Origin of the sequence: Paenibacillus xylanilyticus (assembly GCF_013359935.1) — a bacterium.
Lineage (GTDB): Bacteria > Bacillota > Bacilli > Paenibacillales > Paenibacillaceae > Paenibacillus > Paenibacillus xylanilyticus.
In genome coordinates this window covers 55,611-80,145 of record NZ_JABMCB010000190.1, presented here as the reverse complement: position 1 = coordinate 80,145, position 24,535 = coordinate 55,611, and the positions used below count along the sequence as shown (strand labels likewise).

Genomic DNA, 24,535 nt, shown 5'->3' with positions numbered 1-24,535 from the left:
CGGGGATAGGCGAGTGCGCCCTTTCAATAGCATGTTCGGAACGGTATACTGGGTAGAGTTGACGCGCGGTATATTGAACGGAACCGGCAGGGGATCCCTGTCCATCCGCACAATTTCTCACATAAGGGGGTCTCACCATGAATGAACAAGAGCGGGCCGGCGAACGGCTGCTTCCCGAAGTGGCTACGGGGGAACGGAAGCTGGAGCATGTGCGCCTCTGCCTGGAAGAGAATGTGGCAGGAGAAGGGATAACGAACGGAATGGAACGGTATACATTTCGGCACAATCCGCTGCCTGAACTGAATTTTGATGAGGTAAGCCTGGACACATTGTTTTTTGGGAAAAGGGTTCGTACACCTCTGCTCATCAGCTCGATGACAGGTGGAAGCAAAACGACAGGCGCCATTAATGAGCGGCTTGCCCGTGTGGCCAATGCCAGAGGCTGGGCGCTTGGTGTAGGTTCCATCCGGGCAGCAGTGGAACAACCTGACCTGGCGACCACCTTTGATGTACGGCGCTGGGCACCTGACATCCCGGTGATTGCCAATCTGGGCGCAGTGCAGCTGAACTATGGCTTCAGCACTGCCGACTTTCAGCGTGCGGTTGAGATTGCTGGTGCCGATGTGCTGGTGCTGCATCTGAACGGTTTGCAGGAGATTTTCCAGCCGGAAGGAAATACGGACTTCAGTGGGTTGTTAAATCGGATTGAAGACTTGTGCCGCACAATGGATGTACCTGTCGGGGTGAAGGAAGTAGGCTGGGGGATTGATGGAATCACGGCGCAGCGGTTGTATGAAGCAGGTGCAGCGTTTATCGACGTGGCCGGAGCAGGAGGCACCAGCTGGGTACAGGTGGAGAAATACCGGAACAACAATCCGGTTCGCCGCGCTGCAGCCGAAGCTTTTGCCGATTGGGGCATTCCGACCGCCGAGTGCATCCGGGAAGTCAGAGCGCTGAATCCGGAAGGTGTGCTGATTGGCAGCGGCGGACTACAGAATGGGGTGGATGCAGCCAAGGCGCTCGCACTGGGTGCGGACCTGGCTGGTTTCGGTCGCTCTTTGCTCGAATCGGCAGTGGCTTCGGATGAAGCACTGGATGGGCGGCTGGAGCAGGTGGAATTCGAACTGCGTACCGTCATGTTCGGCATCGGTGCCGGACAGATTGAAGAATTGCAGCAGACGACAAGGTTGATCGAGCGGCGGTAAGGTTCCTTGTTTCTGACTGGCACTTGAGTGGGATAAAAAAACGGATGCTTCTGAGCATCCGTTTTGTTTATTGAGATGCAGGGTGTTTACATACACTCCTCTACAACAGAGACCTTATCGTTGGTTATGGTGACATAGGAGTTGCCGGATAAATATTCCGTATAGCCGCACACGGTATGGTGCTGGGATTTGCCTTGATTGTCGGTGAATTCCAGATAGATCGCTCCTTCACCAGAGAGTTTTAGCTGTGGAGCAAACTTTACCTTTTTACCGCTGGGAACATCCTTTTGCAGAATATACAATGACCCATCCTCAATGTTATTTTTGGAATTGTCTCCTTTTTCCAGTCCTGTTTTAACGGAGACAATGTCATAGTCGGATTCATTATTTATGGTGACCCGGAAGTTCCTGAAAAGGTCAAAGACGTTCTGAAAGCTGAAATAAACAACCAAACCTATCACAATCACGATGATTGTGGGGATAATTATTCGCCAAGGTAGCGATCGGCGGGGCATGCCCATTCGTGTTCAACTCCTTTCATTATGGTAATAAACGAAGCAGGACTATCAAAAGTTGTGCGGAAATATCAATAACTCCTTTATGCAGATTGATAAATAAAAAGTTACAATGGTATAGGATGATAGAACATTTTTTACACCGAATCTGAACCCGGGAGGCAACACTTTGGAGCTTGTACCCATGAATGATCAAGAGTTTGAGAGCTTTCGCTTGCGTTCGATTAAGGATTTTGCAGAAGAAAAGGTAGAAGCGGGAGCATGGGCAACGGAAGAGGCGCAGGATCTTGCAGAGGCATCCTATGATCGCTATTTGCCTGAAGGACTGAATACGTCTGGAGCTTATATCTATAACCTGGTGCATCCGATGGACGGCAATGTGGGATATATCTGGTTTAACATTACGGACAATCGGCGCGGCAAGGAAGCCTTCTTGCTCGACATTGTCGTTGAAGAAGCGCATCGAGGCAAAGGGTATGGCACCGAAACGATGGATGCCCTTGAACAAGCGGCCCGGAGTCTGGGTGTGGATCGAATTGGTTTGCATGTGTTTGGACATAATGTGCGGGCGAGCAGCCTATATCGCAAGATGGGATATGAGGTAACGGATCTGACGATGTACAAGGAATTGAACAGGTAAATTGTCAGTAAGTCCAAATCCCGAAGTTCCTTGATGCCTTGGGATTTGTCATATATAATGTATAGGATTATCCATACCGAACAAGTAATGAATGAGGAGTTGTCATATACATGGCTTTGAAAGCTGGAATTGTAGGGCTTCCGAACGTCGGAAAATCTACGTTGTTTAACGCAATTACACAAGCAGGTGCCGAGTCGGCAAACTATCCGTTCTGTACGATTGACCCTAACGTGGGGATCGTTGAAGTACCGGACGAGCGTTTGGACAAATTGACAGAACTTGTTGTGCCGAAAAAGACGGTTCCAACGGCGTTTGAGTTTGTAGATATCGCAGGTCTTGTACGCGGTGCAAGTAAAGGCGAAGGTTTGGGTAACAAGTTTCTTGCCCACATTCGTGAAGTGGATGCGATTGTTCATGTGGTACGCTGCTTTGTCGACGAGAACATCACACACGTAGATGGGAAAATTGACCCGGTGAGCGACATCCAGACGATTAATCTGGAGCTGATCCTGGCCGATATCGAGAGTGTGGAGAAGAAAATTGATCGTTCCAAGAAAAACATGAAGGGCGGCAACAAGCAGGCTGCTCAAGAAGTGGAAGTACTGGAGAGAGTGAAAACTGTTCTGTACGAAGACAAGCCAGCACGCAGCATGGAATTGACAGATGAAGAGCGTCTGATCGTACGTGATCTGCACTTGCTTACCCTGAAGCCTGTTCTGTATGCAGCGAACGTAGCCGAGGACGAAATCGGTGATGTGGCAAACAATGCATATGTGCAAAAAGTAAGAGAATTCGCAGCTGCTGAGAATGCAGAAGTGGTGCCAATCAGCGCGAAAGTCGAAGAAGAAATTTCCGAGCTGGAGGGCGAAGATAAACAAATGTTCCTGGAAGAGCTCGGTATCGAGGATTCCGGTCTGAACCTGTTGATCAAAGCCGCTTACAAATTGCTGGGACTATACACGTATTTCACGGCAGGTGTACAGGAAGTTCGTGCGTGGACGATTCGCAAGGGTACGAAAGCGCCTGGCGCAGCCGGTGTAATTCACACCGACTTCGAGCGCGGATTCATCCGTGCAGAGGTCGTTTCCTACGAAGATCTGGTTGCGGCCGGTTCCATGAACGGTGCCAAAGAGCGTGGGCAGCTTCGTTTGGAAGGTAAAGAGTACGTTGTGAATGACGGCGATGTTATGCATTTCCGCTTCAACGTATAAAACGTATAACCACTCAAAGCAATATATGATAAACAAGTACAGCCCTGCTGTCTTCTCCATGAAGATGGCAGGGCTTTTTATTTAGATGAATGTGAAGGCTGCATCACAAATGCAGAGATCAAAGCATGAATTCCGCTCAGCTTTTGCTGGATTGTTAGCAAGACGTGGATATAATAGAGGAAGAGGGCATGAATCTTAAGAGAGCCCGTAGGCAGGTGGAAAAGCATCTGTTCAGGGTGATAAGAATATGCTATAATTAAGAGTCGTGTACCTAGGTTGATTTGGCTCATCATTTAAAGGGCCAAAGCGGGATTCCGCTTAAGGTGCATGGGCTCTTTTATATAACTTATAAGTAAAGGATTTGATGACGTTGTAGCGATGTTGTGCGTCGGTCATTAATGAATGTTACGGTCAGGGGTTCAGTCAGATTGTTGAGAACCTGTGCGTTATGAAAAATAGATGAAATAGATATGGAACATGGAGCGCTCATCGGAAACGATGTACAGCGTATTAACCAAAAATAAATCGTGAGGTGACTATATATGTTGGATAAATTACAGGCATTAGCCGACCGTTATGACAAGCTTAGCGAGTTGCTGTGTGACCCGGATGTAGCTAGTGATAACAAAAAGTTGCGGGAGTATTCCAAAGAACAATCGGATCTGCAGCCGACGTATGAAGCTTACAATGAGTACAAACAGGTAAGTCAGGATCTCGAAGCTGCCAAGGAAATGCAGGGCGAGAAACTGGATGACGAGATGCGCGAAATGGTCAAAATGGAAATTGATGAGCTAAGCGCTCGCCAGAAAGAACTGGATGAATTGATTCGTGTTCTCATGCTGCCAAAAGATCCGAATGACGACAAAAATGTCATCGTGGAAATTCGCGGAGCAGCTGGCGGAGATGAAGCTGCTTTGTTTGCAGCGGATCTGTACCGCATGTACACACGCTATGCTGATAATCAAGGCTGGCGCGTGGAGCTGATGGACGCCAATACGAACGATGTCGGTGGATTCAAAGAGGTTATCTTCCTGATTAACGGTCGCGGTGCATACAGCAAAATGAAATACGAAAGTGGTGCACACCGTGTACAACGGATTCCGACAACCGAATCGGGTGGACGAATTCATACCTCTACTTCGACAGTAGCTGTCATGCCTGAAGCTGAAGATTTCGATATTGAGATCCATGACAAAGACATCCGTGTGGATACGTTCTGTTCCAGCGGTGCCGGCGGACAATCGGTTAATACAACAAAATCCGCTGTACGGGTAACACATGTGCCAACAGGTATTGTGGCAACGTGTCAGGATGGTAAATCGCAGAACTCGAATAAGGAAAAAGCGCTGCAAGTATTGCGTACCCGGATCTTCGATATGATGCGTCAGGAAGAAGAAGCGAAAATTGCAGGGGAGCGCAAGAGCAAAGTGGGTACAGGTGACCGCAGTGAGCGGATTCGTACCTATAACTTCCCGCAAAGCCGTGTGACAGATCACCGCATTGGTTTGACCATGCACAAACTGGATCAGGTCATGAACGGAGAGATTGAAGAAATCCTGTCTGCACTGACGATTGCCGAGCAGACGGAGATGATGGATAGAGGAGAATAATGCTGTGACCCGCGCGCAGTTTGTGATGACGCCGGAACAGAGCTGCCGGGAAGCCTTCGTGGAGGCTTCCTCTTTTTTGGAAAAGTGCGGCGTGTACGAGCCGCAGAATAATGCCCGGCTGCTGCTGGAGCATGTGCTCGGCGCCTATGGTGCCGCGTACTACATGATGCAGCCGGATCCCTTTCCCAGCGAGCTCCGCAGCCGCTGGGAAGACGCCGTCACGCGCAAGGCTGCGGGTGAGCCGGCGCAGTACATCATCGGCAGCCAGGAATTCTACGGGCTGCCGTTCGAGGTCACGCCGGCCGTGCTGATTCCGCGGCCGGAGACCGAGCTGCTGGTCGAGGCTGTGCTGCGCGAAGCCGACCGCTTGTTTCCTGACGGCGCTCCGCTCGCCGTCGATATTGGCACGGGCAGCGGGGCCATCGCCGTGACGATTGCCTCGCAGCGCCCGCGCTGGCAGGTCGGCGCCGGAGATATCTCGGCGGCTGCGCTGCAAGTGGCCGCGCGGAACGCGGCCGCGAACGGGGTGCAGATCGACTTCCGCGAAGGTGATCTGCTGGCCCCGTTCGCCGGGGTGCGGGTGGACATTCTGGTGTCCAACCCGCCTTATATCCCGGCTGCCGACATCGCCGGGTTGCAGCCCGAGGTGCGCGATCATGAGCCGCGCACGGCACTGGACGGTGGTCCGGACGGACTTGCGCCGTACCGCGTCATGCTGGAGCAGCTGGTACTGCTGCCTGCGCCGCCTCAGGTCATTGGATTTGAGCTGGGTCAGGGGCAGGCTCGCGACATCGCAGCATTGCTTGAATCAGCCGGACATTGGCCGGAAATTATCATTGTCCCGGACCTTGCCGGGATCGAGCGGCATGTCCTGGGTGTTCGTACTTCGGAACAGGTGACGAAAGTGTAAGGTTCCGCGGGTTTCCTTTTTGCCGTGAAATCCTCTACAATGGGATATACCGAAGATTGCTGAATGCTTGGGGGAACATAACTACATGCTGCATAAATTTAAAAAGATAGACTACTCGATTGTGTTCATCTTACTGATCCTGATGGTCATCAGTATTTTGTCCATTTATAGTACGACCTTTGGCCGTCCGAAGCTGGAGGGGCTCACGAGAAACGCTGTTATCTTTTATATTTTAGGTTTCGTGATCTTTTTTGGAATATCGATGATCAATTACAAAGTCATCATCAAAAACTATTTATATATTTATGGAGTAGGCATGCTGCTGCTTATTCTTGTTATGTTTATAGGTCAGGAATATTACGGCGCCAAGGGCTGGTTGTCCATTTTTGGCTTCAGTCTGCAGCCAGCGGAGTTGTTCAAGCTCTGTCTCATTGTTTTCTTATCGGCCCTTCTGGCCCGAAAGAAGAATCGACCGCTTTATTTTGGACGTGATGTCATACCGATCTCACTCTGTGTGCTGCCACCTTTGCTGCTTGTGCTGCTTCAAAATGACTTGGGGAACGCGCTGAGTTATGTAGTCATTCTGGTCGGACTGCTATGGATTGGCAACATCAAATTTAGTCATGCCCTCATTGGTTTTATGATTGCCGTGGCTGCTTTTGTCGGTGGAACACAGGCGTACATTCACTATCATGATGAGATCGTCAAATTTCTGAAGGACATTGGCCGTTCGCACTGGGCGGATCGTTTCGACCCATGGCTGGTGCCGGATCAGACCTCGCGAGATGTGCTCTGGCAGACGTACAACGCGAAGCTGGCGATTGGTTCGGGTGGCATTAGTGGTAAAGGCTATTTGGAAGGTACAACGATTCAGTCGAATCGGGTGCCGCTGGCCTATGCCGACTCCATTTTTGTACAGATTGGGGAAGAGTTCGGCTTTGTAGGCGCCTCGGTATTACTGCTGCTCTACTTTATTCTCATACATCGGCTGGTGCTGATTGCACTGGAGTGCAAGGATCGCGCTGGGCCTTATCTTATTGTCGGCATCATCGCCATGCTGCTCTATCAGATTTTCGTCAACATCGGTCCGTTCATTGGGTTGATGCCGCTGACCGGGATCACGCTGCCGTTTATCAGTTCGGGCGGAACCTCACTCGTGCTGAACATGATCAGTATGGGTATTGTGATGAGTATCAAGGTTCACACGGAAGAGAACGAGGATATTCTCGGTTCTGCCGAACAACCAGGGATTACGGATCTGGTCATGAAGTTGTTCAGACGTAAACCGTCTCAGCAGGAACAGTAATTCTTTAACGTGTGCAGAAATAAAAATGAGTTAGACATAGAACCCTGGAAAGATCAATCCAATCCATTTGGATCTGACTCTTCCGGGGTTTTTGTTTTGCTATACTTGTTACGTTTGCTACGTGGCTTGCGGCCCATCCTCCTCAGGACAATAAAAATTTCCATTTTAACTCCTGATTTTATACAATGGAAATATTGAGTTAATTTGGTAAATGGATATATAGTTATCCGGGAGGTCGGATGGAATCATGTTAAGAATGCTGAAAAAGATGGATGGCGTCATCCTTTTTGTACTGTTACTGCTGATGATCGTCAGTGTGTTTGCCATTTACAGTGGTACGCAGACAGATTCCACATTGGCCAGACATCATATCAAGACCTTGTTATTTTATACTGCAGGATTTGTTGCCGTGGTGGGTATTGGGTTAGTGAATTACAAGTTGGTTGTAAAATATGCATTTTATCTGTATGGCATAGGAATCGTTCTGCTTGTGCTCGTCAACTTTGTGGGTGGTCCGATCAATAACGCCAATGGCTGGATTAAGCTTGGAGAGAACCTTTCGTTTCAACCTGCGGAGTTGTTCAAGATGATTTTGATCCTATTCCTCGCACATTTGCTTGTGAAACGTCAGAGAAACATGCTTGGTTTCTGGAGAGATATCGTTCCCATCGGATGTTGGGCATTCGTTCCGTTTGCACTCGTCATGATTCAAAATGATCTGGGTAACGCACTGGGCTACGTTATCATTTTGGCTGCTGTGTTCTGGATCGGTAATATCAAGCTGAAACACGCGATTATTGGTCTTGTGATTATTGGGACGACCTTTTTTGGTTTCGTCAAAGCGTATACGACATATCACGAGCAGATCTTCACCTTTCTCGAAAAGGTAGACCGTGAGCATTGGGCGGAACGGATTGACCCTTGGCTTGTACCGGAAAAGGCCACATCCAAGGCGACGTGGCATACCAAAAATGCCGGTTTGGCTATAGGTTCAGGAGGCATCATTGGCAAAGGTTATTTACAAGGTACTTCCGTGCAAAGTGGACGCGTGCCTTATACGTATTCGGATTCCATATTTGTCGTTATAGCGGAGGAGTTTGGTTTTGTTGGGCCTCGGTACTCTTGTTACTCTACTTTATTCTTATCCATCGGATGGTGCTGATCGGTCTGGAGTGCAAAGATCGGGCAGGTCCGGTCATCATTGTAGGTATTATCGGCATGCTGCTCTACCAAGTGTTCGAAAACATCGGCGCGTTCCTCGGACTGATGCCGCTTACGGGTATTACGCTTCCGTTTATCAGTTATGGAGGGACTTCATTACTCATAAATATGGCATGTATCGGACTGGTTATGAGCATCAAACTCTATGGACAGGAAGAGGAAGATGAACTTCTTCTGGGAGAGCAGAGACCGAGTCTGCCAGAACGATTATTGCAGCTGCTCAAGAGAGAGAAGACAACGGTATAGTTCAGAAATGGCTTTGTACATCAATAGATTCTGTAAGTTAATAGAGTGTTGTTCAACGGTAACGTGTGAGTATGGTTAATCCGCCCTGAGCCAGGTGTGGATTGGCCTTTTTTCGATAGCTGTTCATCAGCATTAGAATGAGAGAATCGATATGCTAGATTTATGTTTTATACTAGGTTTACTTCTGTCTCTTCCGGGCATACTGATAGACATGAGAGAGTTGCAGGGAGCATGATCACGGGAGCCGAGGGGGAAAACGGAATGAGCAGACGGGTAGTGAAACAAATTGGACTTATTATGGTTTGTCTTATGATGATGATTATGATGTGGGAAGGTCAAAAGACGGATGCAGCTCTGGCGGCTGCAGCGATTCCGGAACAATCCATTCGATTGCGCATTCTCGCCAATTCGGATGCAGCAGGGGATCAACTGGTCAAACGCGAGATTCGGGATGCCGTTGTTGCTCAGATGAGCGGGTGGGTTACAGAATTGGACAACCCGCAGAGTCTGGATGAAGCGCGCCATGTCATTCGCGAGCATTTGTCTGAAATTGAAGATCGGGTGGGCGAAGAACTGGCAAGCCGTGGACTGGATTACCCTTATCAGGTAGAGCTCGGTGTTGTTCCGTTTCCAACCAAACTATATGGAGGCACTGTATATCCCGCAGGAGATTACGAAGCAGTGCGTATAACACTGGGAGAAGGAAAGGGCCAGAATTGGTGGTGTGTGCTGTTTCCGCCATTGTGCTTCATCGATGCAAGTACGGGGGATGCGCTGGCGAAGCCAACGACCGTATCTGCTGCGGCAACTGAGCCTGGAGATGCTGAAGCGTCCGTCCAAGGAAGTACACCTGAAGCGCGTTTCTTCCTGGTGGATCTGGCTGTCAAGGTGTGGGATTGGGTGGCTGGATTGTTTGCATAATACTGCGAGCATTCATAATGGAGGGCAACTTCGATTCAGGGAGCTGCCCTTTTGATCCTTTTACTACGGGTTTCCGAATGCTGCCTTGATACGGGGTTGCGCGGAGAGACATGGAGCCCATTCTTAGGTTGAACAGATATGCTATAATTATAGGTATTCGAAATATAAGCAAGACAGCTACCGCCAAGGTAGAGGACGCGTTTACTAACCTATTGGAGTTTAGGGATGATGGATATATGAACAGAAAAAATGAACAAGATGTTTTCACAGAAAACAGCGTTCCGGAAACTCAGGGAGGATCACCTACCTCCATGTGGGATGTTAGAGCATTGCTGAACGAGAAACCTCCTCATATTGTGGGTAATTCTGTTATGAGTGAACATGCGGAAGAGTCATCTTCCGGGCCAGAAGTCGACTCGCTGACGGCTACAGCACATGGATCTGTTGTGAAAAAGGGGAGCGCCTATCAGCAGGCGCTCGCCGACTTGCAGGCTGCCGCAGCCTGCATTCGTCAAGGTCAGACAATAGCGTTCCCGACGGAGACGGTATACGGATTAGGCGCAGATGCACGCAGTACAGCCGCAGTAGAGGCGATATTTGAAGCCAAAGGCCGCCCGTCAGACAATCCGTTGATTGTGCATATTGCGCATCGCGACCAGCTGGATCCGCTGGTTACGGAAGTGAATGAAGCGGCGGAAGCGCTGATCGAGGCCTTTTGGCCAGGGCCGCTTACGCTTGTGCTGCCGGTTAAGGCAGGGGCAGTTTCCCCGCGGGTTACTGCCGGTCTGGATACAGTGGCCGTACGCATGCCGGATCACCCAGTGGCTCTGCAGCTGCTTGCCGCGGCCGAGTGTCCAGTGGCCGCGCCAAGCGCCAACCGCTCCGGGCGGCCAAGCCCGACGCTCGCTTCACATGTGAGCGAGGATCTGGCTGGCCGCATCGGCGGCATTGTGGACGGCGGCCCCACCGGGGTGGGTGTCGAGTCCACGGTGGTGCAGGTCGGTGACGACGGTACCGTCACCATCCTGCGCCCTGGCGGCATTACGGCGGAACAGCTGTCCGCCGTCGCCGCCCGTGTCGCCACGGACCCGGCGATTCTCGCCGAAGGGTCCGTTGGCGAGGGAAGCCCGGCGCCGCGCTCGCCGGGCATGAAGTACACGCACTATGCGCCCACAGGGTCGCTGTGCGTGGTAGAGGGGCCGCCGCCAGCCGTGGCGGCCTGGATCAGCGCCGCCCTCGCGGAGGCGGCGCAGCGCGGAGAGCGCACCGCGGTGCTGGCATTCGCCGAGCACGCGGAGCAGTACCGCGCCGATGCCGTGTTCTCGCTGGGCGATGCCAGCGAGCTCGAAGAAGCAGCGCGCCGGCTGTATGCCGCGCTGCGCAGCTGCGATGAGCAGGGCGCCACATATATTGTGGCTGAAGCCTGCTCACGCGAAGGGCTGGGAGCAGCCGTCATGAATCGGCTGCTCAAGGCGGCGGGTCACCAACTGATACAGGTTGGTGACCAGTAACACGTGGACCGGAGTTGCTGTCTCTCCGGTCCGCCTAATCGGCAGGCAGTGACGACCAACGATACTCGCTGCCTGCCGGTAGGACCATACCTTTTAACGCCCGTATGCTTACATCTCTGCTTCCTATCCGAATCTCTCACTTAAGGGATATGTTCTATTCGGGAGAATACATTTGGAATAATGGAAGCGCAAGGTTATCTCCCGTCATGTTTGTGTCCTTGTCCGCATATCGTGTACAAGAACCTTTACGTGACTTGGGGGTATGGGGATGTGGGATGTATCTGCCCATTTGGGGCAGTTGGTAACCATTTTGATCATGGCCGTCGCTCTGGGGCTGGATGCCTTCTCGCTTGGCATTGGGATAGGCATGAAAGGCATTCGTTTACGCGACGTGCTGCGAATCAGTTTTGTCACAGCCCTTTTCCATGTCATCATGCCGCTGATCGGTATGTATACGGGGAAATACGTCAGTTCTCTCCTTGGAAACATTACGACGTATGCTGCAGGCGGGTTGCTCGTTTTGCTCGGTGGTCACATGATTTTGAATGCGTTCCGTGAAGGAGACACAAAACTGGTGGATCACCGATCCATGCTGGGTGTAATTTTGTTTTCGCTCAGTGTAAGTGTGGATTCATTTTCCGTCGGCGTGTCACTCGGCATGTTTAGCAGCGATCTGGTACTGACGGTACTGGCTTTCGGCGCATGTGGCGGAATCATGTCCGTGATGGGACTGCTGCTGGGAAGACGAGTGAGTCAAAACCTTGGTGATTACGGTGAAGCGATTGGTGGAGCCATTCTGCTCGCTTTCGGGCTATTGTTTATATTTTAAAACAGCCATTCACGCGGAATGCTTGCAGCATTGTGCAGTCATACCTATTTTCTTTCAAATATGCTTCGTTTAAAATTAAAATATGGCATCATTCGACAACATTTGCGAAATGGGGAGGCTATCACAATGAAACATATTTTGTTTGTATGTACAGGGAATACGTGCCGCAGCCCCATGGCGGAGGGGCTTTTACGCAAGCTGGCTTCAGAACGGGGCATTCAGGTAGAGGTTCGTTCTGCTGGTGTAGCAGCAACAACTGGTATGCCGATTTCCCGTCATGCCGAAGCCGTATTAAGAGATCATCAAGTGGAGGGACCTGCACATTCCACGCAGCTTAGTGCGAGCCTCATTGGCTGGGCCGATCTGATCCTTACATTGACGCGAAGCCACAAGCAGCATGTAATGCAGGTTTTCCCGGATTCGGTCCACAAGACGTATACCCTGAAAGAGTATGTGGAAAATGATGAGCAGGTTCTGAATGATCTTCAGGAACTGGACAGCCTGTTTGCGACACTGGAGCTGAAACGTGCACTGGGTCAGGAGATTCTGGCGTCAGAGCGTGAGCGCGTGATTGAGATCCGCCAACGCATTCCGAGCTTTGATATATCCGACCCGTTCGGCGGCAGCCGTGACGATTATAATATAGCTGCTGCAGAGATCAGGACCGCACTGGATCGGCTTCTGGACAAGTTGGGATAAACCGGTGCTGTGCGGGGAAATGTAATTGGGCGGTAACGATCGAATCTTAAGACTCCGTTTCATATGAAAAAACGAACATGTGGTGTAAAATACCCGTTGATTTTAGACGCAGGTTGTTTTATGATGAAGGGGAAAACAGGGATCCGGTGTAACTGGCGACGAAGTGGGCACAACCACAATGGAGCACCGGAACAAACGGCCGGTCGCCTGGGCAAAAGAGCAATTCTGCGGTACCCGCAGACTGCTCTTTTTTTCGTCTTTCATCTGATTATTCGCTATAATAGTACCTGAAATGCCGTGCATGAATACAAAATCGGGCAGCCGTGAGGAAGTCAGGCATGATTTTATCGGGAGGCGATAGGATGACTATTGAGTTAGATTCGGAACAACCCGGATTGCAGGAACAGACCGCATCCATTCTGCGAGAACTGGCACATGCCGGACAGCTTGGGCCTGGACAGATCGTGGTGATCGGTACAAGTACAAGTGAAGTCGCAGGCCAGAAAATTGGTACAAGTGGTGCGATTGAAGTGGCACAGCAGCTTCTTGCGGGTATCCGCGAGGTGCAGCAGGAATTCGGCTTCGAGCCTGTGTTCCAGTGCTGTGAACATTTAAACCGTGCGCTGGTGATGGAGCGTTCATTGCTCACACGTCTTGGTTTGACCGAGGTGGGGGCCGTCCCCGTTCCCAAGGCAGGCGGTTCCATGGCATCCGCAGCATATCGCTCGCTGAGTGATCCCTGCCTGGCCGAACATGTGCAGGCTCACGCGGGAATGGATATCGGGGAAACGATGATTGGCATGCATTTACGGCATGTGGCAGTCCCGTTCCGTACAGCACTTCGCTACATCGGGGAAGCCCGTGTAACGACAGCCTTGACCCGTCCGAAGTTGATTGGCGGCGAACGCGCGGTGTATCGTATGGAAGAGCAACCAGATTCGACATTTTGCGACTAAAATCTTCAACCTACTATAAAGCGAAAATAATGTTTACACGAAAACGGAGAGTGCAGAACCAATCTAGAGAAACGAAGTGTTCGCCTGAAAGCTTTCTGAAAGAAAGCTGCATCGGAAGCACAGGCTATCACCGGATTTCCCTATAAAGGGGATTCAAAAAAATCCGGGGATAACAGCGATCTGAAGATGGTTCTGCATTCGAAGTGGCAAGTGTAACCTGACAGTTTCGTTTTATAACTTCACTTATACCTGGGAGGAATTAAACATGGAACAATTGCGCAAGAATGACCCTGCAGTACTAGAAGCGATGAATCTTGAACTGAAACGTCAACAGAACAACATTGAGCTGATTGCATCCGAGAACATCGTAAGTGAAGCGGTAATTGAGGCACTTGGATCTGTACTGACGAACAAGTACGCTGAAGGATACCCAGGCAAACGTTATTATGGTGGCTGCGAGCACGTGGATGTCGTGGAGGATATCGCACGTGACCGCGCGAAGGAGCTGTTTGGTGCTGAGCATGTGAACGTGCAGCCTCACTCCGGAGCACAAGCGAATATGGCAGTGTACCTTGCAGCCCTGAAACCTGGCGACACGGTACTGGGCATGAACCTTGCTCATGGTGGACACCTGACTCACGGCAGCCCGGTGAATGCATCCGGTTTGCTGTACAATTTCGTGGCTTATGGCGTACAGGAAGATACGTTCCTGATCGATTATGATGAAGTGCGCAAAGCGGCATTTAAGCATCGCCCTCGTCTGATCGTTGCAGGTGCAAGCGCATATCCGCGTACCATTGATTTTGAAAAACTGGCTTCCATCGCCAATGACGTAGGCGCATTGTTCATGGTGGACATGGCCCACATTGCAGGACTGGTTGCAGCCGGATTGCATCCGAGCCCGGTTCCACATGCTCATTTTGTAACAACAACAACACACAAAACGCTGCGCGGACCTCGTGGTGGTATGATTCTGTGCCGCAAATCCTGGGCTGCCGCGATTGATAAAGCCGTATTCCCGGGTTCCCAAGGCGGACCTTTGATGCACGTTATTGCTTCCAAAGCGGTAGCATTGGGTGAGGCGCTGCAGCCTTCATTCAAAACATACGCACAGAACGTAGTGAAGAATGCTCAGGTATTGGCAGAAACATTGATTGCCGAAGGATTGAACATCGTATCCGGGGGTACAGACAACCACCTGATGCTGATCGACACACGCAGCGTGAACATCACAGGTAAGGAAGCCGAGCATGTTCTCGACTCCATCGGTATTACCGTGAACAAAAATGCAATTCCATTTGATCCTACCAGCCCGTTTGTAACCAGTGGTATTCGTATTGGTACCCCGGCAGCCACTTCCCGTGGTATGAACGAAGAGGCTATGGTTGCTATTGGTAAAATCATTGCCAAAACATTGAAAAATCCGAAAGATACAGCGAAGCTGGATGAAGCTCGTGCAGAAGTAACGGCACTTACGGACCAATTCCCGCTGTACACTGATCTGAAATACTAGTCCATTCACCAATGGAAACAACCCACATCTAGAGCAAAAAGGACCGGAACATGCCAAGTTTCCGGTCCTATTTTTATAGTATTCGGTTTTCTGTAATGATTACATGTCCTTTGATGGTGTAATTCGGTGTAGGTGATGATATAATATACAGGATTTATCGGGCCTATGAATGATGATTAGGCATTATTGGAAATGCTGAACATGAAGAACTTACCGGAGGGACAAATTAGATGGGAAAATTAGTAATATGTGATCACCCTTTGATTCAACACAAACTGACGTTTATACGCGATATGCGTACGAATACGAAAGATTTTCGAGAATTGGTGGACGAAGTAGCAACGTTGATGGCTTATGAGATTACAAGAGATGTTGAACTGGAGACAATTGATGTACAAACTCCTGTAGCTGAAACACAAGGCAAAGTCATTTCCGGACGTATGCTCGGACTGGTGCCGATTCTGCGTGCAGGACTCGGAATGCTCGATGGCGTTGTGAAATTGTTGCCAGCTGCAAAAGTTGGACATGTCGGTCTGTTCCGTGATCCGGAAACACTGCAACCGGTAGAATACTACACCAAACTGCCTACAGACGTGACAGAGCGCCAATTGATTGTGATTGATCCGATGCTGGCAACTGGTGGTTCGGCCATTGCTGCTATTGACGTGTTGAAAAAACGCGGCTGCACTCAAATCAAAATGATGAACCTTGTTGCAGCTCCTGAGGGTGTTAAAGCAGTTCAGGATGCACATCCCGATGTGGACATCTACGTGGCCGCACTGGACGACCGTCTGGATGATCACGGTTATATCGTTCCCGGACTGGGAGATGCAGGAGACCGTCTGTACGGCACTAAATAAGCATGCTGCATGCTGAATAGAAAAGGGGCTTTGTTTGAATGTCCAACAAAATTAAAGTCATGACGATATTCGGAGTTCGTCCGGAGGCCATCAAGATGGCTCCGCTTATTTTGGAACTTCAGAAACATCCCGAATCTATCGAATCCATCGTCTGTGTGACCGCACAGCATCGTCAAATGCTGGATCAGGTTCTTGAGGTGTTTAACATTCAACCGGACTATGATCTGGACGTCATGAAAGATCGTCAGACGTTGAATGAAATTACGATTCGTGTGCTTGGAGGCTTGGAGCCTGTTCTGCGCGAAGCGAAACCCGATATCGTGCTTGTTCACGGGGATACGCTGACTACGTTTGTAGCCAGCTATGCTGCGTTTCTGCAGCAGATTCAGGTGGGCCATGTGGAAGCCGGTCTTCGTACATGGAACAAGCTGTCTCCATACCCGGAAGAGATGAACCGTCAGTTAACCGGTGTGCTTGCAGACCTGCATTTTGCACCGACGGATTGGTCTTTCTCCAACCTTGCCAAAGAAAATAAACCGGAGTCTAGTACGTATGTCACAGGCAACACGGTAACAGATGTGTTTCAATATACAGTACGGCAGGATTACACACATCCGGTACTTGAATGGGCACAGGGCAAACGTCTTGTGCTGATGACCGCTCACCGCCGTGAATCCCAAGGCGAGCCTCACCGCAACATATTCCAGGCCGTCAAACGGATTGCCGACGAGTTCGAAGATATTGCCATCGTGTATCCGGTGCATCCAAGTCCTGCTGTGAAGGAGCCGGCTCACGCGATTTTGGGGAATCATCCCCGTATTCAATTGATTGATCCACTAGACGTCGTGGATTTGCATAATTTTTACCCGCATACTCACTTGATTTTGACGGATTCAGGCGGTTTGCAGGAAGAAGCGCCTTCGTTTGGTGTGCCAGTGCTCGTTCTGCGGGATACCACGGAGCGCCCGGAAGGCATCGAAGCCGGAACGTTGGAGCTGGTGGGTACGGTTGAGGAACGTGTATATGAGCGGACCAGAGCTCTGCTTACAGACGAAACACTGTATGCAAGCATGAGTCAAGCTGCCAATCCATACGGTGATGGACATGCTTCGGAAAGAATTGTCAATGCGATTTTGCACCATTTTGGCATAAATAATGAACGTCCGGAATCATTTCACAGAAAATTCAAAAAATAATTCGTTTTTTCTGACTGAATTCCAAAGGGTACAGCATACAGTTAAACTGTACGGTTTACGCGGGTTTATGGGCTCCCGGGGGCCTGTAAACCTGCCGTTTTACCCTTTAAAACGCTAAAATCAATCAATTGACAAAGGCTCTCATCATTCAGTAAAATTAACTGGGATTGCAAGGGTGGCGTGGAAAATGGCCGATTCGAACAAACCAAATTCATCCCGTAACCATGACGATAACGTATGGAAAGCGATGGGGCTCGTGACAGCATTTGGGATCGAGATTGCCATTCTCGCTGTTGCCGGATATTACGCTGGCTCCTGGTTGGACAAGACCATTGGAGGTAATGGAATATGGATCGCCGTAAGCGTTCTCTTTTTTCTGGCCGCAGGCGGTGTAAGCATCTACTTTATCGCGAAAAAATTCATGGGGGACAGTGATGAGTGAACTAACCAGATACCGCAGATGGATGACTGTTTTCATCATGTACTTTCTTATGATTTGTTTTCTCGCAGCGGCCTTTATGCCACGTGTGGAGACAATTGCTTTGGGACTGGCCCTGGGTACGGGAATTAGCTGGATCAATGCATTTTACCTGGGCTACAAAGTAAGGAAAATGTCTGATGATGCGGCAGAAGGTAACTTGAAGCGTGTGAACCTGGGATTTTTGACAAGAGCGGCACTCGCTGTGCTCGGTATATTCATATCGATGCGCTTTCCGCAGTATTTCAATACATACGCGGTTGCAGGCGGTCTGGTCATTGCGCAATTTTCCTTACTGATTATAGGGATCGTCTATTCCCGCAGAGCAGAATGAAGTTAGGTGCTGCAGCTTTCAAGTCGAGAAAGGGGTGAGAAAAATATGCATGAAGCTCCAATTATTATGCTTGGCGGATTTCGATTGGATCTATCGGTTGTGTTGATGCTTGTTGTTACAGGTGCCCTCGTTTTTATCTTTGCTGTCCTGGCTACACGGAGATTGTCCGTTGAAAACCCCGGCAAGCTGCAAAATTTTATGGAGTGGGCAGTCGAATTCGTCCGCAATCTGATTTCCAGTACGATGGATATGAAGAAAGGGAAACATTTTATCTCTCTCGCTCTTTCCATGATTATGTTCATCTTTGTCGGTAACATGTTGGGTCTTCCGTTTCAGGCGGTAACCGCAGTGGATAGCGCAGAACATGCGCAAGTGTTCGGTCAGCCGATCGTTACAGCGGTTGATGCGTTTGAAGAAGCGCATGCCAAGGACCCTGAAGCACATCCACACGTTGAACTGGCCTGGTGGAAATCACCTACCGCTGATTTATCGGTAACGATGGGACTGGCTCTTGTAGCGTTCATGGTATCTCATGGACTTGGATTGTTCCGCAACACGAGAGGATATCTCAAGCACTACCTTCAGCCTTTCGCCTTGTTCTTGCCCATCAACTTGATTGAGACGGCATCCAAGCTGCTGACACACGGTATGCGTCTATTCGCGAATATCTTCGCGGGTGAGGTACTGATCACAACAATCCTGAAGCTGACCACGTTCAAAGTGTTTGGTGCAATTGCTGCCATTCCGTTGCTGATGGTATGGCAAGGCTTCAGTATCTTTATCGGTGCGATCCAGGCATTTGTTTTTGTAATCTTGATGATGGTGTACATTTCACAGAGCATCGAGACGCACGACGAACATTAAGTTCCAAGCCCTACGAAGATTTCTTCACTAGGCTGAACAATAAAAAATTCGATTTATCATTTTAAGGAGGATATACAAATGGGAGCAATGGCATTAATCGCAGCAGCAATTGTTGCAGGACTGGGCGCGTTTGGCGCAGGTATCGGTAACGGTATGGTAATCAGCAAGACAGTAGAAGGAATTGCCCGTCAACCGGAAGCAAAATCCACTCTTCAAACAACAATGTTTATCGGGGTAGGTCTGATCGAGGTATTGCCGATCATCGGTGTGGTTCTCGCGTTCATGTTCTACGGTATGGCTTAATTAAATTGATAAGGTTTGGCGGGGAAGGCCATAGCCATCCGCGCCTTCTTTTTAGGTAATGTCCGTACTTGCGGATGAACGTTTCAAGGATACCTCCAGGAAGGAGTGAACAGATTGAGTTTCGTATGGGAAAATACGCTTCTTGCGATTATCGCATTTGCAATTTTATATTGGCTGCTTAGCCGTTATGCTTTCGGTCCTTTGTTCTCCATCATGGAAAAACGTCGTGAACTCGTGCTGACGCAGATGAATGAGGCTGCTCAGACTCGGGAACAGGCCATTGCCTATGTGGAGGAGCAAAAACAAGCTCTGGAGCAAGCGCGCAAAGAAGCTCACGACATCATTGAACAGTCCAAACAAACGGGCGGCAAACAGGCTGAATCCATTCTGGCTGATGCAAAAGCTGAAGCTAATCGTCTGAAAGACGATGCGGTACGTGAAATTGAAAGCGAGAAGAACAAAGCGGTTGCAGCCCTTCGCAGCGAACTGGGTACAGCTTCCGTTCAGATTGCTTCCAAATTGATCAAAAAAGAAGTTGAGAACGGTCCTGCACAAGAGGAGCTTGTGAACCAATACCTCAATGAGGTAGGGGGCCGACAATGAGCCGCGATACGATTGTTGCCAAGCGTTATGCGAAAGCATTGTTCGAAGTCGCTCTCCAGCAGCAGCAGGTGCTTGAAGTTGAACAGGAACTGCGTGCGGTTGTCAGCGGTTTGACCGGGGATTCCGAGATCATCAAGTTTATCGTATCTCCGAACATCTCTGACGAAGCCAAGCGGAACGTGCTTCATGCAAGCCTTGACGGCAAAGTGTCCGAACCTGTCCTGCGCACTGTTCTGCTCCTGATCGAGCGTGGTCGCGTTGAACTGCTGGAAGCTCTGCTGAGTGATTATCTGAAGATCGAGGGCGATTCGCTCGGCATTGCTGATGCGCGCGTTTACTCGACTTATGCACTGAAAGATGAAGAAAAAGAAGCGGTAGCCCGTGAATTCGGTGGCCGTGTGAATAAAAAGATTCGTATCGAGAACATTGTCGATCCGACTCTGCTGGGCGGATTGAAAGTCGCCATTGGCGATACGATCTATGACGGCAGCTTGGCTGGCAAGCTCGAACGTCTTGAGCAGTCTTTTAACAGACGAGTACAGTAGATTGGGGTGAGGACACTTGAGTATCAAACCAGAAGAAATCAGTACATTAATTAAGAGCCAGATCGAACAATACAAGAACGATATCGATGTAGTCGAAGTCGGGACGGTTATTGAGGTCGGTGACGGTATCGCCCGTGTATACGGACTTGAGAATGTCATGTCCAACGAGTTGGTTGAATTCCCAAGCGGTGTTATGGGCCTCGCCATGAACGTGGAAGAGAGCAATGTCGGTGTCGTTATCCTGGGACCTTACTCTGACATCCGTGAAGGCGATCAAGTTAAACGTACAGGTCAAATCATGCAAGTGCCGGTTGGCGAAGCATTGATTGGACGCGTTGTGAACCCGCTCGGTATTCCAGTGGATGGCAAAGGGCCAATCGCTACAACGGAATTCCGTCCGGTTGAAGGTAAAGCACCAGGCGTAATGGATCGTAAATCGGTTCATGAACCGATGCAAACAGGGATCAAAGCGATTGATGCGATGGTTCCAATCGGTCGCGGACAACGTGAGTTGATCATCGGTGACCGTCAAACAGGTAAAACGTCGATCGCAATCGATGCGATCCTGAACCAAAAAGGCAGCGGCATGAAATGTATCTATGTTGCTATCGGTCAAAAACAATCTACAGTTGCACAAGTTGTGGAAACCCTTCGTCGTAAAGGCGCAATGGAGTACACAATCGTTGTAACTGCAGCAGCATCCGATCCATCCCCACTCTTGTACATCGCACCGTATTCCGGTTGTTCGATGGGTGAGTACTTCATGTACAAAGGTGAGCACGTGTTGGTTATCTATGATGACTTGACCAAACAAGCGGCTGCATACCGTGAGCTTTCCTTGCTGCTTCGTCGTCCTCCGGGCCGTGAAGCATATCCGGGTGACGTCTTCTACCTGCACTCCCGTTTGCTGGAGCGTGCAGCGAAGCTGAATGATGAACTTGGTGGTGGTTCTTTAACCGCTCTGCCATTCATTGAAACACAGGCTTCTGACGTATCTGCCTACATTCCAACGAACGTAATCTCCATCACGGACGGACAAATCTTCCTGGAAGCCGACTTGTTCAATGCTGGACAACGCCCGGCGATCAACGTAGGTATTTCCGTATCCCGTGTCGGTGGTTCTGCTCAGATCAAAGCGATGAAAAAGGTTGCAGGTTCCCTGCGTCTCGACCTCGCTCAATATCGTGAGCTTCAAGCGTTCTCCCAGTTCGGTTCCGATCTGGACAAAGCCACTCAGGCCCGCCTGAATCGTGGTGCTCGCATGATGGAAATCCTGAAACAGGGTGTAAACCAGCCTCTGCCTGTTGAACAGCAGGTTGTAAGCTTGTATACAGCGGTTAAAGGGTTCCTGGATGAAATTCCAACTGGTGATGTTACTCGTTTCGAGCGTGAGTTCCTCGCGTTCATGGAGAGCAGCCATCCGGAAATTCTCGGGTCCATCCGTGATACAAAAGAATTGACTGCAGACAACGAAAATGCGCTGAAAGGCGCAATCGAGAAGTTCAGAAAGAGCTTTGCTGTCTCTGTCTAAATAGATGATGCAGCTGCGGAGTTGTTAAACCGATTCCGCATGTCTGCATGTAAAACTTTGACCCCGTCAAAGTAAGATGATGCTTACGAAGTAACTTTGGCTCGCCAAAGTTTTGAGGTGGTGAAATCATGGCAAAAGGCATGCGCGAAATTAAGCGGCAAATTAAAAGCGTACAAAGCACCAAGCAGATCACCAAAGCAATGGAGATGGTTGCAGCTGCAAAACTGCGCAAAGCGCAGGAAAAAGCTGAGGCAGCCCGTCCTTATTCGGAGAAACTGAAAGAAGTTGTGGCTAGTATTGCATCAAGCACGCAAGGAATCCAGCATCCGATGCTCGAGAGCCGTCCGGTCAAAAAGACAGCTTATCTGATCATTACATCGGACCGTGGACTTGCAGGTGGATACAATGCGAATATTTTGCGTCAGGTTAATCTGACGCTGAAAGAGCGACATAACTCTCAGAATGACTACGAGTTGTTCGTCATCGGACGTAAGGGACGCGATTATTTCAAACGGCGTGAAATTGCGATGGCTTCCACGACTACGGATCTGTCGGATTCGCCTTCATTTGCAGATATCAAATCCATCGCACACGAAGCTGTTCGTGGGTTTGAACTGGCTGAATTTGATGAATTGTACATTTGTTATAACCGCTTTGTAAATGCGTTGACCCAGATTCCTACGGTAGAACGTCTTCTTCCAATGGAAACACCTGAGGTATCTGCTGCGGAAGGACCAACTGCAAGCTACGAGTACGAACCGTCAGCTGAAGCTGTACTGGAAGTTCTGCTTCCGCGTTATGCGGAAACACTGATCTATGGTGCACTTCTGAACGGTAAGGCGAGCGAGCTGGGTGCGAAAATGACGGCGATGGGCAATGCAACCAAAAATGCATCCAAACTCATCAACGATTTGTCATTGACTTATAACCGTGCCCGTCAAGCAGCGATCACGCAGGAGATTACGGAAATTGTGGCAGGTGCCAACGCAGCACAAGGCTAACCGTTTTTTATTTAATGAAGGCTTGCACTGCAAAGATAAGCGAACGGAACATTATTTTTGTCAAAGTAGCAGGCTTGTAGGAGGGGAACGTTAAGATGAACAAAGGACGCGTTGTGAGCATCATGGGTCCGGTTGTTGACGTCGAGTTTGATCGCGGCGGTCTGCCGGAAATCCTCAATGCCATTACGATCACTACAGTAACCGAAAGCGGCGTAAGTGTAAGTCTTACACTCGAAGCTTCGAAACATCTGGGTGACAACCGGGTACGTTGTATCGCGATGTCCTCCACGGACGGTCTCGTACGTGGTATGGAAGCCGTAGATACAGGAGCTCCAATCTCTGTACCTGTTGGGGAAGCGACACTGGGTCGTGTATTTAACGTACTCGGCGAAGCGATTGATACTGGCGGTACGGTAGCTGCTGAACATAAAAACCCGATTCACCGCTCTGCTCCTGCATTCGATGAACTGACTACCCAAGCAGAAATGCTGGAAACGGGTATCAAAGTTATCGACTTGCTGGCTCCTTACGCCAAAGGTGGTAAAATCGGTTTGTTCGGTGGTGCCGGTGTAGGTAAAACCGTTACGATTCAAGAATTGATCAACAACATTGCGCAAGAGCACGGCGGTATCTCCGTATTTGCGGGTGTTGGTGAGCGTACACGTGAAGGTAATGACTTGTATCACGAGATGAGTGATTCCGGCGTTATCAACAAAACAGCAATGGTCTTCGGACAAATGAACGAGCCTCCAGGCGCGCGTCTCCGTGTAGCCCTCACAGGTCTGACGATGGCGGAATATTTCCGTGATGAAGAAGGCCGTGACGTGTTGCTCTTTATCGATAACATCTTCCGTTTCACTCAAGCGGGTTCAGAAGTATCTGCCTTGCTCGGACGTATGCCTTCCGCGGTAGGTTACCAGCCTACGCTGGCAACAGAAATGGGTCAATTGCAAGAGCGTATCACTTCCACGAAAAAAGGATCGGTTACATCCATCCAGGCGATCTACGTACCTGCGGATGACTATACGGATCCGGCTCCTGCAACAACGTTTGCTCACTTGGATGCAACAACGAACCTGGAACGTAAAATCTCCGAGATGGGTATCTACCCTGCGGTAGATCCGCTGGCATCCAGCTCCCGGATCTTGTCACCAGAAGTTGTAGGTGAAGAACACTACAGCGTTGCACAAGGCGTTAAACGCATTTTGGCACGTTATAATGAGCTTCAGGATATCATTGCTATCCTGGGTATGGACGAGCTGAGTGAAGAAGACAGAGCGCTCGTTTACCGTGCTCGTAAAATTCAACGTTTCTTGTCCCAGCCTTTCCACGTTGCTGAAGCATTTAACGGTATCCCGGGTAAATACGTTCCGGTTAAAGAAACGGTGCGCAGCTTTAAAGAAATTCTCGAAGGCAAGCATGACGATCTGCCGGAAGCAGCATTCCTCTTCGTGGGTACAATTGAAGAGGCAGTGGAAAAAGCCAAAACACTGGTATAATCTGAATCCAGGATTGTCCTTATGAAGC

Annotated in this window: 24 protein-coding genes, 1 pseudogene and 1 riboswitch; of the genes and pseudogenes, 24 read left to right on the top strand and 1 reads right to left on the bottom strand. The window is 49.7% G+C overall.

Annotated elements, in window-relative coordinates; translation table 11 throughout:
- Window positions 1-137 precede the first annotated feature (137 nt).
- A complete protein-coding gene (gene fni / locus HP552_RS17420; RefSeq protein ID WP_175396679.1) occupies window positions 138-1,205 on the top strand; it encodes a type 2 isopentenyl-diphosphate Delta-isomerase in 1,068 nt (355 codons plus the stop codon).
- A gap of 86 nt (window positions 1,206-1,291) precedes the next feature.
- Here the strand turns inward: fni and HP552_RS17415 are convergent, their stop codons facing one another.
- Complete coding sequence (locus HP552_RS17415; protein ID WP_175396678.1) at window positions 1,292-1,726, bottom strand: hypothetical protein; 435 nt, start codon at window positions 1,724-1,726, stop codon at window positions 1,292-1,294.
- A gap of 163 nt (window positions 1,727-1,889) precedes the next feature.
- On the opposite strand from HP552_RS17415, the gene HP552_RS17410 reads away from it, so the two are divergent.
- The 23 genes and pseudogenes from HP552_RS17410 (at window position 1,890) to atpD (ending at window position 24,507) form a co-directional block, all read left to right on the top strand.
- Entirely contained in the window at window positions 1,890-2,360 is a 471-nt protein-coding gene (locus tag HP552_RS17410) for a GNAT family N-acetyltransferase (RefSeq protein ID WP_281366067.1), read from the top strand.
- Window positions 2,361-2,470: 110 nt separating this feature from the next.
- Window positions 2,471-3,571: a redox-regulated ATPase YchF gene (ychF, locus tag HP552_RS17405; RefSeq protein WP_175396676.1), complete on the top strand. Its 1,101-nt coding sequence runs from the start codon at window positions 2,471-2,473 to the stop codon at window positions 3,569-3,571.
- Window positions 3,572-4,113: 542 nt separating this feature from the next.
- Entirely contained in the window at window positions 4,114-5,181 is a 1,068-nt protein-coding gene (gene prfA / locus HP552_RS17400; protein ID WP_175396675.1) for a peptide chain release factor 1, read from the top strand.
- 25 nt (window positions 5,182-5,206) lie between these two features.
- Entirely contained in the window at window positions 5,207-6,091 is an 885-nt protein-coding gene (gene prmC, locus HP552_RS17395; RefSeq protein ID WP_175397059.1) for a peptide chain release factor N(5)-glutamine methyltransferase, read from the top strand.
- An 85-nt stretch (window positions 6,092-6,176) separates the two neighbouring features.
- The gene (locus HP552_RS17390) at window positions 6,177-7,397 is read left to right on the top strand and encodes an FtsW/RodA/SpoVE family cell cycle protein (protein ID WP_175396674.1); all 1,221 of its coding nucleotides are present in this window, start codon (window positions 6,177-6,179) and stop codon (window positions 7,395-7,397) included.
- A 247-nt stretch (window positions 7,398-7,644) separates the two neighbouring features.
- Window positions 7,645-8,864 (top strand): annotated as a pseudogene (locus HP552_RS17385) (FtsW/RodA/SpoVE family cell cycle protein).
- A 261-nt stretch (window positions 8,865-9,125) separates the two neighbouring features.
- Entirely contained in the window at window positions 9,126-9,785 is a 660-nt protein-coding gene (gene spoIIR / locus HP552_RS17380) for a stage II sporulation protein R (RefSeq protein ID WP_175396673.1), read from the top strand.
- Between the two features lie 311 nt (window positions 9,786-10,096).
- Entirely contained in the window at window positions 10,097-11,296 is a 1,200-nt protein-coding gene (locus HP552_RS17375; RefSeq protein WP_175397058.1) for an L-threonylcarbamoyladenylate synthase, read from the top strand.
- A 268-nt stretch (window positions 11,297-11,564) separates the two neighbouring features.
- Window positions 11,565-12,125 (top strand): manganese efflux pump MntP, encoded by a 561-nt coding sequence (locus HP552_RS17370; RefSeq protein ID WP_175396672.1) that lies wholly within the window; start codon window positions 11,565-11,567, stop codon window positions 12,123-12,125.
- Window positions 12,126-12,251: 126 nt separating this feature from the next.
- Window positions 12,252-12,824, top strand: coding sequence for a low molecular weight protein arginine phosphatase (locus tag HP552_RS17365; protein WP_175396671.1), 573 nt, complete (start codon window positions 12,252-12,254; stop codon window positions 12,822-12,824).
- Window positions 12,825-12,962: 138 nt separating this feature from the next.
- Window positions 12,963-13,044: riboswitch (ZMP/ZTP riboswitch) on the top strand.
- Window positions 13,045-13,186: 142 nt separating this feature from the next.
- Window positions 13,187-13,780 (top strand): TIGR01440 family protein, encoded by a 594-nt coding sequence (locus tag HP552_RS17360; protein WP_175396670.1) that lies wholly within the window; start codon window positions 13,187-13,189, stop codon window positions 13,778-13,780.
- Between the two features lie 265 nt (window positions 13,781-14,045).
- Complete coding sequence (glyA, locus tag HP552_RS17355) at window positions 14,046-15,293, top strand: serine hydroxymethyltransferase (RefSeq protein WP_095291213.1); 1,248 nt, start codon at window positions 14,046-14,048, stop codon at window positions 15,291-15,293.
- Window positions 15,294-15,523: 230 nt separating this feature from the next.
- Window positions 15,524-16,153 carry a uracil phosphoribosyltransferase gene (gene upp, locus HP552_RS17350; protein WP_053782842.1) on the top strand — a complete coding sequence of 210 codons (630 nt, stop codon included), beginning with the start codon at window positions 15,524-15,526 and terminating at the stop codon, window positions 16,151-16,153.
- Window positions 16,154-16,191: 38 nt separating this feature from the next.
- Window positions 16,192-17,349, top strand: a complete 1,158-nt coding sequence (wecB, locus tag HP552_RS17345; protein WP_175396669.1) for a non-hydrolyzing UDP-N-acetylglucosamine 2-epimerase — start codon at window positions 16,192-16,194, stop codon at window positions 17,347-17,349.
- 187 nt (window positions 17,350-17,536) lie between these two features.
- Window positions 17,537-17,791, top strand: coding sequence for an AtpZ/AtpI family protein (locus HP552_RS17340; RefSeq protein ID WP_175396668.1), 255 nt, complete (start codon window positions 17,537-17,539; stop codon window positions 17,789-17,791).
- The gene (locus HP552_RS17335; RefSeq protein WP_095291219.1) at window positions 17,784-18,161 is read left to right on the top strand and encodes an ATP synthase subunit I; all 378 of its coding nucleotides are present in this window, start codon (window positions 17,784-17,786) and stop codon (window positions 18,159-18,161) included. The genes HP552_RS17340 and HP552_RS17335 overlap by 8 nt, the downstream gene beginning before the upstream one ends.
- A 45-nt stretch (window positions 18,162-18,206) precedes the next feature.
- On the top strand, window positions 18,207-19,025 hold the full coding sequence (atpB, locus tag HP552_RS17330) for a F0F1 ATP synthase subunit A (protein ID WP_095291222.1): 819 nt from the start codon (window positions 18,207-18,209) through the stop codon (window positions 19,023-19,025).
- Between the two features lie 78 nt (window positions 19,026-19,103).
- A complete protein-coding gene (gene atpE / locus HP552_RS17325) occupies window positions 19,104-19,328 on the top strand; it encodes a F0F1 ATP synthase subunit C (RefSeq protein ID WP_017691934.1) in 225 nt (74 codons plus the stop codon).
- A 114-nt stretch (window positions 19,329-19,442) separates the two neighbouring features.
- Complete coding sequence (gene atpF, locus HP552_RS17320) at window positions 19,443-19,931, top strand: F0F1 ATP synthase subunit B (RefSeq protein WP_095291225.1); 489 nt, start codon at window positions 19,443-19,445, stop codon at window positions 19,929-19,931.
- Window positions 19,928-20,476 carry a F0F1 ATP synthase subunit delta gene (locus HP552_RS17315; RefSeq protein ID WP_175396667.1) on the top strand — a complete coding sequence of 183 codons (549 nt, stop codon included), beginning with the start codon at window positions 19,928-19,930 and terminating at the stop codon, window positions 20,474-20,476. The genes atpF and HP552_RS17315 overlap by 4 nt, the downstream gene beginning before the upstream one ends.
- Before the next feature lie 16 nt (window positions 20,477-20,492).
- Window positions 20,493-22,007 carry a F0F1 ATP synthase subunit alpha gene (gene atpA, locus HP552_RS17310; protein ID WP_175396666.1) on the top strand — a complete coding sequence of 505 codons (1,515 nt, stop codon included), beginning with the start codon at window positions 20,493-20,495 and terminating at the stop codon, window positions 22,005-22,007.
- A gap of 128 nt (window positions 22,008-22,135) precedes the next feature.
- Entirely contained in the window at window positions 22,136-23,008 is an 873-nt protein-coding gene (gene atpG / locus HP552_RS17305) for an ATP synthase F1 subunit gamma (protein ID WP_175396665.1), read from the top strand.
- 95 nt (window positions 23,009-23,103) lie between these two features.
- On the top strand, window positions 23,104-24,507 hold the full coding sequence (gene atpD, locus HP552_RS17300; protein WP_175396664.1) for a F0F1 ATP synthase subunit beta: 1,404 nt from the start codon (window positions 23,104-23,106) through the stop codon (window positions 24,505-24,507).
- Window positions 24,508-24,535 lie beyond the last annotated feature (28 nt).

Bases quoted from the DNA above. Each gene is read 5' to 3' on its own strand.
- HP552_RS17365 (WP_175396671.1), top strand. From the start codon at position 12,252: ATGAAACATATTTTGTTTGTATGTACAGGGAATACGTGCCGCAGCCCC.
- prfA (WP_175396675.1), top strand. From the start codon at position 4,114: ATGTTGGATAAATTACAGGCATTAGCCGACCGTTATGACAAGCTTAGC.
- HP552_RS17415 (WP_175396678.1), bottom strand. From the start codon at position 1,726: ATGGGCATGCCCCGCCGATCGCTACCTTGGCGAATAATTATCCCCACA.
- fni (WP_175396679.1), top strand. From the start codon at position 138: ATGAATGAACAAGAGCGGGCCGGCGAACGGCTGCTTCCCGAAGTGGCT.
- HP552_RS17375 (WP_175397058.1), top strand. From the start codon at position 10,097: ATGTGGGATGTTAGAGCATTGCTGAACGAGAAACCTCCTCATATTGTG.
- upp (WP_053782842.1), top strand. From the start codon at position 15,524: ATGGGAAAATTAGTAATATGTGATCACCCTTTGATTCAACACAAACTG.
- HP552_RS17340 (WP_175396668.1), top strand. From the start codon at position 17,537: ATGGCCGATTCGAACAAACCAAATTCATCCCGTAACCATGACGATAAC.
- HP552_RS17315 (WP_175396667.1), top strand. From the start codon at position 19,928: ATGAGCCGCGATACGATTGTTGCCAAGCGTTATGCGAAAGCATTGTTC.
- HP552_RS17390 (WP_175396674.1), top strand. From the start codon at position 6,177: ATGCTGCATAAATTTAAAAAGATAGACTACTCGATTGTGTTCATCTTA.
- HP552_RS17335 (WP_095291219.1), top strand. From the start codon at position 17,784: ATGAGTGAACTAACCAGATACCGCAGATGGATGACTGTTTTCATCATG.
- atpB (WP_095291222.1), top strand. From the start codon at position 18,207: ATGCATGAAGCTCCAATTATTATGCTTGGCGGATTTCGATTGGATCTA.
- atpG (WP_175396665.1), top strand. From the start codon at position 22,136: ATGGCAAAAGGCATGCGCGAAATTAAGCGGCAAATTAAAAGCGTACAA.
- glyA (WP_095291213.1), top strand. From the start codon at position 14,046: ATGGAACAATTGCGCAAGAATGACCCTGCAGTACTAGAAGCGATGAAT.
- prmC (WP_175397059.1), top strand. From the start codon at position 5,207: ATGACGCCGGAACAGAGCTGCCGGGAAGCCTTCGTGGAGGCTTCCTCT.
- HP552_RS17370 (WP_175396672.1), top strand. From the start codon at position 11,565: ATGTGGGATGTATCTGCCCATTTGGGGCAGTTGGTAACCATTTTGATC.
- HP552_RS17360 (WP_175396670.1), top strand. From the start codon at position 13,187: ATGACTATTGAGTTAGATTCGGAACAACCCGGATTGCAGGAACAGACC.
- ychF (WP_175396676.1), top strand. From the start codon at position 2,471: ATGGCTTTGAAAGCTGGAATTGTAGGGCTTCCGAACGTCGGAAAATCT.
- wecB (WP_175396669.1), top strand. From the start codon at position 16,192: ATGTCCAACAAAATTAAAGTCATGACGATATTCGGAGTTCGTCCGGAG.
- atpE (WP_017691934.1), top strand. From the start codon at position 19,104: ATGGGAGCAATGGCATTAATCGCAGCAGCAATTGTTGCAGGACTGGGC.
- spoIIR (WP_175396673.1), top strand. From the start codon at position 9,126: ATGAGCAGACGGGTAGTGAAACAAATTGGACTTATTATGGTTTGTCTT.
- atpD (WP_175396664.1), top strand. From the start codon at position 23,104: ATGAACAAAGGACGCGTTGTGAGCATCATGGGTCCGGTTGTTGACGTC.